The 13,282-nt window shown below is 65.8% G+C and carries 13 protein-coding genes; 10 read left to right on the top strand and 3 right to left on the bottom strand.

Translation table 11 applies throughout. From position 1 onward, the window contains the following. The first annotated feature begins 69 nt into the window (after nucleotides 1–69). The 3 genes from FOE78_RS21155 to FOE78_RS24870 all read left to right on the top strand — a co-directional run bounded on the left by FOE78_RS21155 (nucleotide 70) and on the right by FOE78_RS24870 (nucleotide 1,005). Nucleotides 70–306 carry a hypothetical protein gene (locus tag FOE78_RS21155; protein WP_143988020.1) on the top strand — a complete coding sequence of 79 codons (237 nt, stop codon included), beginning with the start codon at nucleotides 70–72 and terminating at the stop codon, nucleotides 304–306. Then, nucleotides 303–638, top strand: coding sequence for a type II toxin-antitoxin system PemK/MazF family toxin (locus tag FOE78_RS21160; RefSeq protein WP_143988021.1), 336 nt, complete (start codon nucleotides 303–305; stop codon nucleotides 636–638). The genes FOE78_RS21155 and FOE78_RS21160 overlap by 4 nt, the downstream gene beginning before the upstream one ends. 103 nt (nucleotides 639–741) lie before the next feature. Then, nucleotides 742–1,005, top strand: a complete 264-nt coding sequence (locus FOE78_RS24870) for a glyoxalase superfamily protein (protein ID WP_407662598.1) — start codon at nucleotides 742–744, stop codon at nucleotides 1,003–1,005. Nucleotides 1,006–1,222: 217 nt separating this feature from the next. Here the strand turns inward: FOE78_RS24870 and FOE78_RS21165 are convergent, their stop codons facing one another. Beyond that, nucleotides 1,223–1,663: a MaoC family dehydratase gene (locus FOE78_RS21165; RefSeq protein ID WP_143988022.1), complete on the bottom strand. Its 441-nt coding sequence runs from the start codon at nucleotides 1,661–1,663 to the stop codon at nucleotides 1,223–1,225. A gap of 45 nt (nucleotides 1,664–1,708) precedes the next feature. Beyond that, the gene (locus tag FOE78_RS21170; protein WP_228265931.1) at nucleotides 1,709–2,845 is read right to left on the bottom strand and encodes a M20 family metallopeptidase; all 1,137 of its coding nucleotides are present in this window, start codon (nucleotides 2,843–2,845) and stop codon (nucleotides 1,709–1,711) included. Between the two features lie 202 nt (nucleotides 2,846–3,047). On the opposite strand from FOE78_RS21170, the gene FOE78_RS21175 reads away from it, so the two are divergent. The 7 genes from FOE78_RS21175 to FOE78_RS21200 all read left to right on the top strand — a co-directional run bounded on the left by FOE78_RS21175 (nucleotide 3,048) and on the right by FOE78_RS21200 (nucleotide 11,705). After that, entirely contained in the window at nucleotides 3,048–4,019 is a 972-nt protein-coding gene (locus tag FOE78_RS21175; RefSeq protein ID WP_143988023.1) for a TauD/TfdA dioxygenase family protein, read from the top strand. Nucleotides 4,020–4,056: 37 nt separating this feature from the next. Next, nucleotides 4,057–5,352 carry an ABC transporter substrate-binding protein gene (locus tag FOE78_RS21180; protein WP_210414700.1) on the top strand — a complete coding sequence of 432 codons (1,296 nt, stop codon included), beginning with the start codon at nucleotides 4,057–4,059 and terminating at the stop codon, nucleotides 5,350–5,352. Between the two features lie 9 nt (nucleotides 5,353–5,361). Beyond that, nucleotides 5,362–5,685, top strand: a complete 324-nt coding sequence (locus tag FOE78_RS23920) for a hypothetical protein (RefSeq protein ID WP_210414701.1) — start codon at nucleotides 5,362–5,364, stop codon at nucleotides 5,683–5,685. Between the two features lie 23 nt (nucleotides 5,686–5,708). Beyond that, nucleotides 5,709–6,659 (top strand): ABC transporter permease, encoded by a 951-nt coding sequence (locus tag FOE78_RS21185; protein ID WP_143988024.1) that lies wholly within the window; start codon nucleotides 5,709–5,711, stop codon nucleotides 6,657–6,659. Between the two features lie 170 nt (nucleotides 6,660–6,829). Next, nucleotides 6,830–7,594 (top strand): ABC transporter permease, encoded by a 765-nt coding sequence (locus FOE78_RS21190; RefSeq protein ID WP_228265932.1) that lies wholly within the window; start codon nucleotides 6,830–6,832, stop codon nucleotides 7,592–7,594. Beyond that, nucleotides 7,594–9,792: an arylsulfatase gene (locus tag FOE78_RS21195; protein ID WP_210414702.1), complete on the top strand. Its 2,199-nt coding sequence runs from the start codon at nucleotides 7,594–7,596 to the stop codon at nucleotides 9,790–9,792. Before FOE78_RS21190 ends, FOE78_RS21195 begins: the two co-directional genes overlap by 1 nt. A 122-nt stretch (nucleotides 9,793–9,914) precedes the next feature. Continuing rightward, nucleotides 9,915–11,705: a dipeptide ABC transporter ATP-binding protein gene (locus FOE78_RS21200; RefSeq protein WP_143988026.1), complete on the top strand. Its 1,791-nt coding sequence runs from the start codon at nucleotides 9,915–9,917 to the stop codon at nucleotides 11,703–11,705. On the opposite strand, the gene FOE78_RS21205 is transcribed toward FOE78_RS21200, so the two are convergent. Further along, nucleotides 11,678–13,243, bottom strand: a complete 1,566-nt coding sequence (locus FOE78_RS21205) for a glycoside hydrolase family 76 protein (RefSeq protein WP_210414703.1) — start codon at nucleotides 13,241–13,243, stop codon at nucleotides 11,678–11,680. The two genes, FOE78_RS21200 and FOE78_RS21205, sit on opposite strands and share 28 nt — an antisense overlap. Between the last annotated feature and the right edge of the window lie 39 nt (nucleotides 13,244–13,282).

The raw sequence follows: 13,282 nt of genomic DNA on the forward strand, positions 1-13,282 counted from the left end.
GCGACTCGCTGGCGGCGTCCTGGGTCCTTCTCCTGCCACGCAATCTACATATCGTCTACACTCGTTCGTATGGCTTCCGAGGACACCACAACGGTCCGGGTTCGCCGGCCGGATTCCGAGCGACTCCGGTCGATGGCCCGAGAGCGCCACACCACCGTCATCGACGTGCTCCATGCGGCCGTCGACGCTTTGGAGCGCCGGGATTTCCAGCTCGGGCTGAACCAGGACTATCAGCGGCTACGTGCCGATCCCGAGCTCTGGCAACAGTATTTGGCCGAGCGTCAGGAATGGGATGGGCTGGCTTGATCTGGCGCGGGGAGCTGTACAGCGTCGACCTCGGCCAGCCGGTCGGGCACGAACCCGCTTTTACCCGCCCTGCCGTTGTGGTTTCTGCTGACATCCTCAACAACGGTTCCGGCGGACTCGTGGTGGTGGTGCCCGTTACGTCGGCTGACTATCGGCTACGAAGTCACATCGAAATCGAGCCTGGCAGCAGCGGCTTGGATCACACGTCCTACGCCCGCTGCGATCAGCTCCGGGTGGTCTCCACCGAGCGCCTGATGACGCGTCAGGGAAAGCTCGGACCCGCGGAGATGCAATCCATCGACCATGCGATGCGGTTCGTACTCGACCTGTGACCCGTTTGCGGATCCCCTGCGGACGTTCCCGAGCTGTCCACCGGCCTGTCCGGTAAGGGACCGCTGTGGGCGTCGCCGGTCGCATCCGCAGCGGTCCCTCGGGATGACGTTGCCATCGGGCGCGAGTCTGCACTTGAGTGAGCACAACGGCGACGGCACTCCACGGAGCATTCTGCTGGTGCCGGTGGAGGACCTGGACCGAGAGGTTGCAGAGATGACCGCCTCCGGGTGGGGTGCGCCGCCGACGATCGAAGAGTCCCGGATGGGCCGAAGCATCATCGTGCATGATTCGACGGGCAATCGGATCGTGTTCGTGTCGACACTGGCTGTTGGTCATCGATACTCCGACGAGTCCCTCCGATTGTGAACGAGGTGATGTTGCCGCTGCCGCCTGCTGCTGCCGTCAATCGATTCACATCGTTCAGTTGGTGGCATGACTACGATCTGACAGACGACAGTCATGTCTCGATCGATGACGGTGCAGTCGTCTTTCACGACCCCGACAGTTCGTTCTCGATCGGCCGTGTGATGGCCTGGGAGCCCGGAGCACGATATGCCCAGTGGCGCTCAACGCCCGTAATTGATCATCGCTCCACCAGATAGATGTGGGTGAGTGCCAGCACCGTCTCGCCGTCCTGATTGGCGACGGTGACGAGCTCGTCCACGAAACCGGCATCGTCGCGACGAGGATGATCACGCTTGCCGGTGATCTCGGCGCTGACGGTGATGGTGTCGCCGATGTGCACCGGTCGGATGAATCTGATCTTGTCGTAGCCGTAACTGAAGGCGCGCGGGTTGATGTCGCCGGCGGTCATCCCGACCGCGATCGACACGATCAGCGTGCCGTGAGCGATCCGCTGGCCGAACGGCTGACCCGCACACCACTCGGCGTCGACGTGGTGCGGGAACCAGTCGCCGGTCTGACCGGCATGCAGCACGATGTCGGCCTCGGTGATCGTTCGCCCGGTGGTCGTCCTGGTCTCGCCGATCTCGAAGTCGGTGAAACTCCTACTGACCGTCTGCATGTCTCACCTCAACGTCGGGGGTCGTTGTCTGCCCAAAGCCGATCATCAGTCAGCCAGTAGCTGATCCTTGATCAACACGGCCAGAAGCGCTGTCCTGGCAGGGATCTTCTCCACCAGTACGTGCTCGTCGTCGGCGTGCGCACCGCCACCGACGGCACCCAGACCGTCGAGAGTGGGGACGCCGATGCCGGCGGTGAAGTTACCGTCCGACGCGCCGCCGACGGCCATCGATTCGAGCGAGCCGAGGCCCTCGGCTTCGGCCAGCTTCACCGCCCGATCGAACAGTGCCGCCGATGCGCTGCCGGGTAGCGGCGGCCGGTTCGGGCGGCCGCCGATGATCAACTCGGCACCCGGCAGCTGCGGCTCGAGCGCATGCATGTCGTTGTCGACTCGTTGCTGCTCCCCCTTGCTGCGAACCCGGACGTCGACCTTGATCTCGGCTCGGGCCGGCACCGTGTTGGTGGTGGTACCGGCAGACAACACGGTCGGCGTCACTGTCGTCCCAAGATCAGCATTGCCTAGTTGGGCGATCCTGAGAACCTGGTGCGCCAGTTCGATGCCGGCGTTGATGCCCTTCTCCGGTTCGAGTCCGGCATGGGCGGCTCGGCCGGTGATCTTGATCTGGTAGTCCGAGGTGCCCTTACGTTCGGTCTTGATCGCGCCACCCGGTCCGGATGCCTCCAACACGAACGCGGCCCGGCATCCGGCGGCCTCGGTCTCGATCAACTTCCGCGAGGTGCGGGAGCCGATCTCCTCGTCCGCCGTGACCAACAGCGTCACCCCGTCGACCGAGCTGCCGTCCTCGATCAGCAGCCGAATCCCCAACAGGGCTTGCAGAATCCCGGTGATCATGTCGAAGCAACCCGGACCGCGGATCACGCCGTCGACCAGGCTCCACGGATCCTCACCCCAGGAACCGATCGGCCAGACGGTGTCGTGATGGGCCAAGATCACCACCTTGCGCGGTCCGTCACCGAGGCGCCAGACCAGATGCGGCCGACCCTCGACGTCGACCCGCTCCGGTTCGACGCCGAGATACTTGGCGCCGATCTCGGCCACCAGGTCGGCACTGCGGCGTACCGCTTCAAGATCATCGGACGGCGACTCCAGCCGCACCAACGCCTCGATGTCCTTGATCAACTCGGGCAACCGCTGCTCGGCCCGCACCGCCAACTCAGTCACGTCAGTCCTTCCGGGTGGTTTCGTTCACCCTAGCGATCGCGACGCTCTACTCGGGCCGATCGGCTAGCACAGCAGGCTTGGACGTCGCTGGGACCGAGACGACATCCCGACATGTGAGAGTCGTTGGAAACGCTCCCGATATTTCCTACAGTTACCGCAGGTATTACCGGCAACTGTACACTTCCACACCCAGGAGAACGTCATGACCATCACCACCGACCGCCCCACAGTTACCGAGTCGGCGAACCGCCCGGACGCGTACGACCCGAGCTACTCCCACATCCAGGTCGCCAAGACCGGCGAACTGATCGGCGCCCGGATCGGCGGCGTCCGGCTCAGCGGCGACCTCGACGACGCCGTGGTGGCCGAGATCCGCCGGGCCCTGCTGGAGAACAAGGTGATCTTCTTCTCGGGTCAAGATCATCTGGACGACGGGATCCAACACGAGTTCGCCAGCCGGCTCGGCACCCCGACGCTGCCGCATCCGAACGTCCGCGGTGACGGCAAGTCGGTGCTGTCGATCGACTCCGACTACAGCAAGGCCAACAGCTGGCACACCGACGTCACCTTCGTCGACCGGATCCCGGCGATCAGCCTGCTGCGCGCCATCACGTTGCCCACCCACGGCGGGAACACCGTCTGGGCCAACACCGTCACCGCGTACGAGGCGCTGCATCCTGCCGTCAAGGCGCTGGTGAATCAACTCTGGGCCGTACACACCAATCTGTACGACTACGCCGCGGATCGCGACGAGAAGCGGATCGGTGGCATCGACGTCAAGGAGCAGTCCTACTACGACGAATTCCGCAAGCAGGCCTTCGAGACCGAACACCCGGTGGTCCGAGTGCATCCGGAGACCGGGGAACGGTCGCTGCTGCTCGGCCACTTCGTGAAGTACTTCGTCGGACTCAAGTCGGCCGACTCCAGCGACCTCTTCCAGCTGCTGCAGCGCCAGGTCACCAAGCTGGAGAACACCGTCCGCTGGAACTGGTCGCTCGGCGACCTGGCGATCTGGGACAACCGGGCAACCCAGCACTACGGCGTCGCCGACTACGGCCAGCAGAAGCGGGTCCTGCACCGGATCACGCTGGCCGGCGACGTACCGGTCAGCATCGACGGCGTCACCTCCACGCCGCGCAAGGGCGATGCATCGCACTTCTCCGATCTCGGCTGACGAAGCCGTTTTCCTGAACGCAAGAACGAGGCTTTCGATGACCACACCACCGGCGTTCGGGACGACCACCCGGCGCACTTTGCTGCAGGCGGCCGCGGTCGGCGGGGCGGGCACCGCGCTGCTCGGCGCGGCCGGTTGCGAGTCCGCGGTCAGCCAGGCCCGGGAGTTGGGCAAGAGCGGCAGCAACCAGCCCCGGCGCGGTGGCCGACTCGCGGCCGGGCTGGCCCAGGACGTCATTCCGGCCAACTTCTTCACCAACACCAGTTCGATCACCGTGATCATCGGGCTCGCCTACGAATCACTGACCCGCTACCGCAATGACAAGATCATTCCGCAGCCCCGGCTGGCGACCCACTGGCAGCTGGCCTCGGACGGCAAGTCGATCAAGCTCTGGCTGCGGAAGGGGGTGAAATTCCACAACGGCAGGGAATTCACCGCTCCGGACGTCAGGGCGTCGATCCGGACCTACGCTGCCGCCAAGTGGAACGGGCAGCTGCGCAGCACCGCCGCAGCGGTGACCGGCTTCGAGCTGCACGACGATCACACCATCACGCTGCGATTCGGTCATCCGCTCGCCAACATCTTCGACCTGCTCGACACCGTCCCGATCATCGACATCGACTCTCTTGATCAACTCGCCACGGGTGAGGCGTTCATCGGCACCGGCCCGTTGAAGGTGACGAAGTGGCTGCCGAACACGTCGATCACCTTCGACCGGTTCGACGACTACTGGCAACCGGAGCGGCCCTATCTGGACGGCGTCGACGCGCGGATCATGAAGGACGCCAAGGCATCGCTGTCTGCGTTGCGATCCGGACAGATCGACCTGAGCAACAACGTCGGCAACCTCGACCTGCTCAACCTCAGCAAGCGCGGCGGTTTCCGGGCCGTCCGGTTCGACGGCGCCGAGTTGCAGTTGTACGTCGGTGCCAACGTGACCGCGAAACCACTGGACGACCTTCGTGTCCGGCAGGCGATCGCGTACGCCTTGGATCGCGAACGGATCGTCAGCGACGTGCTGCGCGGTGCCGGCTATCCGATCAACGTCCCGTGGCCGAAGTACTCCCCCGCCTACGACGAGCAACGAAACCGGACGTACCGCCGCGATCTGGACAAGGCCCGGGAGTTGATCAAGGACGTCGGCAGCATCGGCACCATCCCGTTCAACTACTCGACGCCGTCCCCGGAGGTGGCCGCGTTGGCCACCATCGTGCAATCCAACCTGGCCGATGCCGGCATCGACGTGGAGCTGATTCCGACCGAGACCGCCCAGCACACCAAACTGCTGATCGGGGCGAAGTTTCCAGGCCTGTGGTTCAACTACCACTCCTGAGCGCAGTATGTGCCTTCCACATTGACCGTCAGCGCCTACCCGTTCAACGCCGAGCACAACGCCTCCCGCTATCAGCCCGAGCAGTACCGGTCCGATGCGACCGGCGTCTGGACGCTACCGGCCACCAACGACGGCTCCGGCCGCGCAGCGACAGACGCGCTCTCGCACGCGACCTGCGCCTACGACCGGCTCTCCGAAGACCTGATCAACTCGCTGTTCCTGATCGAGATGGCCGTGAAGTTCCCGCAGGTCGCGGTCTCCAACCGGCTGCAGGGCGTCGACCACACCAAGCGCTCCGAGTTGATCTTGACCGACGCCTATCTGACCGCCTGACTGTTTCGAGCTGGAGTTCTCTCATGATCAGTTATCTGCTCCGTCGGCTGCCGTCGGCGATCCTGGTGCTGTTCCTCGCCTCGGTGTTGATCTTCGCGGTGCTGCGGCTGGTGCCCGGTGACCCGGCCACCACCTTGGCCGGGGTGGATGCCACGGCGGAGGCGATCGCACAGATCCGGCACAACCTCGGCCTTGATCGCCCGGTGGCCGAGCAATATCTCACCTGGATCCGTGGCGTCGTCACCGGGGAGCTGGGCACCTCGTACACGATCGGCGGCAAGATCAGTTCGCTGATCGCTCACGGTGCGGTCAACACGCTGATCCTGACCGGCGCCGCGCTCGCCCTGACGATCCTGATCAGTTTGATCACGGCGTGCGTCTGGGTCTGGACCAAGAGCAAGATCATCGACTCGATCATCACCGGTTTCAACACGATCGCCCTCGGCCTGCCGACCTTCGTCACCGGCATCGTGCTGGTGTTGATCTTCGGGATCCTGCTGCCGATCCTGCCAGCCGGCGGCACCCCGCCGAAGGGATTCGCGGATCGGATCGACATTTCCGCGCAGTATCTGCTGATGCCTGCGCTGTGTCTGGCGTTGCCGGCCTCGGCCGGGCTGACCCGATTCCTGGCCGAGTCGTTGCGGACCGAGTTGCACGCGCCCTACATCACCACCGCGCGGGCCGCCGGCGTCAGCGAACGGCGGCTGCTGGCGCACGCCTTGCCGGCCGCCCTGCCGACCTACCTCACCGCGCTCGGCATCCACATCGGCGGCCTGCTGGGCGGAGCGGTCCTGGTCGAAGCGGTCTTCACCTGGCCCGGCCTCGGCCAGCTGATCGCGCAGGCCATCGACAACCGCGACTATCCGGTCGTGCAGATCCTGCTGTTGATCTCGGTCGGCGTCTTCATCGTCATCCAATTGATCACCGACGCCGCTCACGCAGCGCTCGATCCGCGAATCCGGATCGGCGGATGATCATGCACCATCACCAACGGGAGCACTCCTGATGACCGTCTCCACCTCGACCCGAACCGCTGAAGAACTCGCCCCCCGCCGGCTTCGGCGCGGATCGCGATTTCGCCAGCAGCCGCAAGCATTCGTCGACACTCTCCCGGCTCGTACGCGGCCGCGGGCTGGTCGGTCTGGTGCTGCTCGGGCTGTTGATCTTGATCGGCGTCTGCGCTCCGCTGCTGGCGCCGTACCCGCCGAATCTCCAACTGGACAACGCCAATCTGCTGACGCCGAGCGCCCAGCACCTGCTGGGCACCGACTACGTCAACCGGGACGTCTTCTCCCGTACGCTGTACGGGCTGCGCACCGACCTGGTGGTCGTCTTCGTCGCGGTTCCGATCGGCGCCGTCTGCGGCACCCTGCTCGCCCTGGCCGGCACACTGAGCTCGGCCGTCGACGTTGCGCTGCAACGATTCTTCGACGTCATCCTCGCCTTCCCGGCGTTGATCATGGCCATCGGGCTGACCGCGGTCACCGGCACCGGGATCGGCACGGTGGTCGCGGTGATCGCCATCGTGGAGACGCCGATCTTCGGCCGGATGCTGCGATCCTCGATCCTCAAGGTGCGCGCGATGCCCTACGTCGAGGCGGCAGAGACCATCGGCGCCGGCCGACTCTGGGTGCTGCGCAGGCACGTGCTGCCCAACGCCGCCGAGCCGATCGGGGTCCAGCTTGCCCTGTCGTTGTCGATGGCGGTGTTCGTCGAGAGCGCCATGAGCTTCCTCGGCATCGGCGTTCGCCCACCAGCTCCGTCGCTGGGCAGTCTGATCAGCGACGGCATCAACTACGCAGACAACAATCTCGCCTTCGTGCTCGGTCCGCTCGCCATGGTGATCATCCTGGTGCTCGCCCTGCAGCTGTTGGCCCAAGCACTCGGCGCGGCCAGGAGGGTGAACTGATGAGCGAACCGAGCACGGATCCGTACGCCGGCTTCGGCGGCACGATCGGACGCACCTTCGGTGAATCGACGCCCTGGTGGCGACCCGAACCGAACGCGTACGGCCGTCCCAACGTCGTGATCACCTATCTCGATGATCTTGGTTTTGCCGACATCGGACCGTACGGCAGCGAGATCCGCACGCCGCATCTGGATCGGCTGGCCGACGGTGGGGTCCGATTCACCAACTGCCACACCACTGCGTTGTGCTCGCCGTCGCGGGCCGCGCTGCTGACCGGGTTGAATCCGCACCGCGCCGGGTTCGCGGTGCCGGCCAACTCCGATCCCGGCTATCCGGCGTACACCTTCGAGCTGCCCGAGGACACCCCGACCCTGGCCGAGTCGCTGCGTGACGCGGGCTACGCGACCTTCGCCGTCGGCAAGTGGCACCTGACCGGCGACCGGTCGCTGCACGACGCCGCCGATCGGCGGTCCTGGCCGCTGCAACGCGGCTTCGATCGCTATTTCGGCAGCATGGAAGGGCTCACCAGCCTGCACGCGCCGCACCGGCTGATCTGGGACAACTCACCGTACGAGGTCGATCACTTCGACGAGAACTACTACCTCACCGACGATCTGACCGACCGCGCCGTTTCCATGATCAGGTCGCTGCGCGCGAATGATCAGCGCAAGCCGTTCCTGCTCTACTTCGCCCATCACGCGGTGCACGGTCCGATCCAGGCCAAGGCCGCCGACATCGCAACCTATCAAGGGATCTACGACGCCGGCTGGGACCACATCAGGGATGCCCGGTTCCGTCGTCAGATCGAGCTCGGCTTGTTCGCCGAGGACACCCGGCTGCCGGCATCGAACTGTGAACCGGGCAAGGACGTCCCGGCCTGGGTCGGCCTGACCGATGATCAGCGACGGCTGTTCGCCCGCTACATGGAGACCTATGCCGCCGCGGTCACCGCGGTCGACGACAGCGTCGGCCGGATCGTGGCGACGCTGGAGCAGTACGGCGAGTTGGACAACACGATCATCGTCTTCGCTTCCGACAACGGCGGCACCGCCGAAGGCGGCCAGGACGGCACACGCAGCTACTTCAGTCAATTCGCCCACCTGCAAGGACTTCCCGACGACTGGGACCGCGACGTCGAACGCGATCTGGACCTGGTCGGCGGGCCGCAGACCACGGTGCACTACCCGCGGGGCTGGGGTCAGGTCTCGAACACGCCTTTCCGGCTGTACAAGTCCGACACCTTTGCCGGCGGCATCCGTGCACCTCTGCTGGTGCACTGGCCGGCCGGCCGGATCCGTGGCGATTGCGACGGAGGTTTGCGCCGGCAGTACGTACACGTCACCGATCTGACCCCGACCCTGCTGGAGCTGGCCGGGGTGGCCCGATCGACGCATCGGCACGGAATCCCGGCGCCGGAGGTCGACGGCGTCAGCGCCGCCGCGCTGGTGCGGTCGGCCGACGCGGTCACCCGGCACGTCGAGCAGTACAACGAGACCGGTGGCAATCGCGCCTATCAGAACGAGCACTTCAAGATCGTCACCAGCCATCGGCCCGGCACACCCTGTGACGACAAGGAATGGCAGCTCTACGATCTGATCACCGATCCGACCGAGACCACCGACCTCGCCGCCGCACGACCGGAGGTGCTGGTCGAGTTGGCCGCGGCCTGGGAGCGGGCGGCCCGGCAGAACCGGGTCTTCCCGCTCAATGATCATGGTCCTGCGGGCGCCCTGCGGCGACCCGACGATGATCATTTCGCTGACCCGGTGACCCTGTACCCGGGCACCCCGACCCTGGAACGGGTCCGGTCGGCACGGCTGCTGCAGCACCGAGACCTGGAGATCGTCATCGATCTCCAGGTGGCAGCGGGCGATCAAGGGGTCTTGATCAGTCATGGCGATCAAGGGGGCGGCTACCTGGTCGCCGTCGAGCCGGACGACCGTGGCGAGCCGGCGGCCTTCTTGACCTTCAACGCGTACGGCCGGATCCACCACAGCGGCATGATCAATCTCGGACTCGGACACCAGCGACTGTCCGTGCGCTTCCAGGCGCTGCCGGAATTCCGTTGGAATCTGATCTTGACCGACGGCGTCGCGGTTGTTGATCTTGCCGAAGTGCCGCAGTTGGTCGGGAGATGGCTCCGTTCACCGGGATCAGCATCGGCGCCGACCGCGGTGGCCCGGTCGACTGGGAGTTGACGAAGGGACGCGGCAGCTTCGGCTACACCGGAACGCTGCACCGGTCCGCTATCTCCCCGGCGCCTACTCGTCCACGGCGCCATCGGAACGTGCCCGAGTCTGGGCCGAAGGAGCGAAGATCTATGACTGAGCAGAATGTCGCCGGCCGGCCGACCGGGTCCTCGTCCGGCCGGCATCCGGTGCTGACGGTGTCGGACCTGACCATCCGTTTCGACGGCAGCAGCGGTCCACCGGCGGTCGACGATGTCTCCTTCACGGTGTCGCACGGTGAGGTGCTGGCGCTGGTCGGCGAGTCCGGATCGGGCAAGACGATCACGGCCCGATCGGTGCTCGGACTGTTGCCTCCCACCGCCCGCGCGACCGGCACCATCCGACTGGCGGTGCCCGGGCGTGATGATCATGACGATGCGCTGACCGACAACCTGCTGTCCGGTCGGGTCGACTGGCGTACGGTGCGGGGCCGCGGAGCCGCGATGGTCTTCCAGGAGCCGCAGACCGCGTTGAATCCGGTACGGACGATCGGCTGGCAGCTGGCCGAAGCGCTCCGGGCGCACGGCAGACACGGCCGCCGTGCGGCCCGCGATCGTGCGGCGGACCTGCTGTCGATGGTGGAGCTGACGGACACCCGGCGCATCCTCGCCGGCTACCCGCATCAGCTGTCTGGCGGCCAGAAGCAGCGGATCGTGATCGCGCTCGCGCTGGCCGGCGAGCCGTCGCTGCTGATCGCCGACGAACCGACCACCGCGCTCGATGTCACCGTCCAGGAAGAGATTCTGGCGTTGTTGGCGCGACTGCGGGATCGCAACGGAGTTGCGATCTTGTTGATCACCCACAACATGGGTGTGGTGGCCGACCTCGCTGATCACGTGCTGGTGCTGCGGCGCGGCCGGATGGTCGAGCGCGGCGACGTGATCTCGCTGTTCGGGGCGCCACGGACCACGTACACCCGGGAACTACTCGCCGCTGTGCCGCGGCTTCCTGATCCGGTGTCGACACCGGGACCGATCCCGGCTCGCGCGGCGGCCGATCCGGCGAGCATTGCCGCCGTCGATGCCGGCGTCGATGCCGGCGCCGCCGTTCAGTTCATCGACGTCACGCTCAGCTATCGCGGCCGTGGCGGGAGGTCCAGCTTCACCGCGTTGCGGAACGTGTCCGCCGTGCTTCCTCGTGGCTCGGTTCTCGGAGTTGTCGGCGAGTCCGGTTCGGGCAAGTCGACCTTGGCCCGCACGGCCAGTGGCACCCTGCACCCGGACAGCGGCAGAGTTCTGGTCGGCGGCACTGGATTGGCAGGTCTGGACCAAGGGTCACTGCGCCGACTGCGGCGTGACATCGGCTTCGTACAACAGGATCCGGCGACAACGCTCGATCCGCGGCTGACGGTGGCCGACTGCGTGGCCGAACCGCTCCAGGTGCACAAGATCGCGTCCGGGCGCGAGTTGACCGACCGAGTCGGCGGGTTGCTGGAACAGGTCCAGCTACCTCGGCATTTCGGCCGGCGACTGCCGGGCGAGTTGTCCGGCGGCCAACGCCAACGGGTGGCTCTGGCGCGTGCCCTCGCGCTGCGGCCGAGTCTGCTGATCGCCGACGAACCGACTAGTGCGTTGGACGTCTCGGTGCAGGCGGAGGTGCTGGCGCTCTTCGCGGATCTTCAAGCGGAGTTGGGATTCGCGTGCATCTTTATCAGCCATGATCTTGCGGTGGTTGATCAGATCAGTGATCAGGTGCTGGTGATGCGCAGCGGTGAGGTGGTCGAGTCCGGTCCGACTGGGAAGGTGCTGACGGACCCGGCGACGGATTACACCCGAGCGTTGCTGGCTGCCGCGCCGGTGCCGGATCCGGAGCAGATGCGGATCCGGCGCGCGCGAGCAGAACAGGACGCGGGAGATCAGGAACTGGCCGTCGCGGTCAGGTGATACATCCGACCGCCCCAGCCGTCATTCGGGAAGGAGTCGCCGACGCGCAGGTAGACGACCTTGTCGATGCCCAAGTACGGCGTCAGGTCGACAGTGTGCTCGGCCCTGTTCTCACCGTCGTGGATCTGCTGATCTTCCTTGGCCAACGCGGTCCAGGTCTTGCCGTCCGCGCTGGCCTCGATCGTGTACTCGTTGTCGATGTCGAGTGTTGCTTTGGCACTGGCACTGTCGGCAGGGAACGGGAATCGGTAGCTGAAGTGGCTGTTGCCGTCGGCAAAGCGGCTGCCCGCTTGGTTGCTCTGCGAGCCGTCCGCGTCGTACAGCCAGGGAGTCTCGGCTGCCGTACCGGCATCGAAGTCGATCTTGCTGGCGATCAGCACGTCGGTCTGCGCGGTGAAGCTCAGGCCGTGTCCGGCGCTGACCTCGACAGTCACCGTGTAGTGGCCGTCGGCAACGCCTGCCGGAATGTTGATCTTGACAGGTACGACGGTACGCACCGGCTCGGCGTTGCCGTGCGGCCGCAGAAGCACGGATCGCTGCGCGGACCGGGCGGTCCAGCCCTTCGGCGCTGTCAGATCGAGCCGGACGTTCAGCTTCTCCGAGCGGGTGGCCGTGGCGGTCACCGCAAGATCAACAGTGATCGCGGTCCGGGCGTTGCCGGGCATGATCACCGGCTGCGCCGGGTCCATCGTTGCCGACAACGACCTGGCCGGCGTACGACGCGGAACGTCGGCGATCAAGGCGCTCAGCGCGCTGGCCTGAGTCCGCCAGTCGAACGCGTTGGGATGATCGGCGTCCCCGGCAGCACCGCTCCAGCGGGTGCCCAGCCGGTTGGCCGCGTCGCGATCTTGGCCCCAGATGGTGTCGGCCTGTTCGGCGACGAACGCGGTGAGCTCGGGAGCCTGGGTGGTTTCGGCGAGGTCGGCGAAGTAGCGCAGGAAGATCCCCTTGAACTGCTTGCCGTTGTCGTCGCAGGTCTTGTCGTCAGCGTCGCAGGACTCGGTCAGAATGCCGTTCGAGGTCAACTCGTCGGAGTTGATCGCGGCGTCGGCGAGCTTCCGCGCGGTGTGCAGAAGTTGATCATCGCTGGTGGCCCGCCACAGCTCGACCGCCGCGCCGATCGCCAGGCCCTGGTTGTAGCTCCACACCGTCTGACCGTTGTTCTTGCAGTTGTCCAGCCCGTCGTTGACCAGGTTGTCGGAGTTGATCATCCCGCTGCCGGTGAACCAGTCCCAGGCCCGCTGGGATCGGTCCAGCCAGGTCCGGTCACCGTGCAGCCGATTGTGCAGCTCGGCGGTCATTCGGATGTAGAGCCCGTTGGTGATCGCGTTCTTGTACGTCCGTTCCGCATTCCACCAGACACCACCGCCGCAGGTGTCGTCCCAGTAGCCCTGCACATAGTCGGCGATCTTGACCGCCATGTTCAGGTACTTCTGCTGGCCGGTGAGGTCGTAGGCCTCGATCCAGGTGAGCGCCCACCACTCCGAATCGTCGATGGCGCGACTGGTGAAGTTGCCCAGCAGCGGGTCGCCGGACAACTCTCCGGGTGGGAAGACTCCCTGGTCCTGTTCGAAAGT

Origin of the sequence: Microlunatus elymi (assembly GCF_007362775.1) — a bacterium.
Lineage (GTDB): Bacteria > Actinomycetota > Actinomycetes > Propionibacteriales > Propionibacteriaceae > Microlunatus > Microlunatus elymi.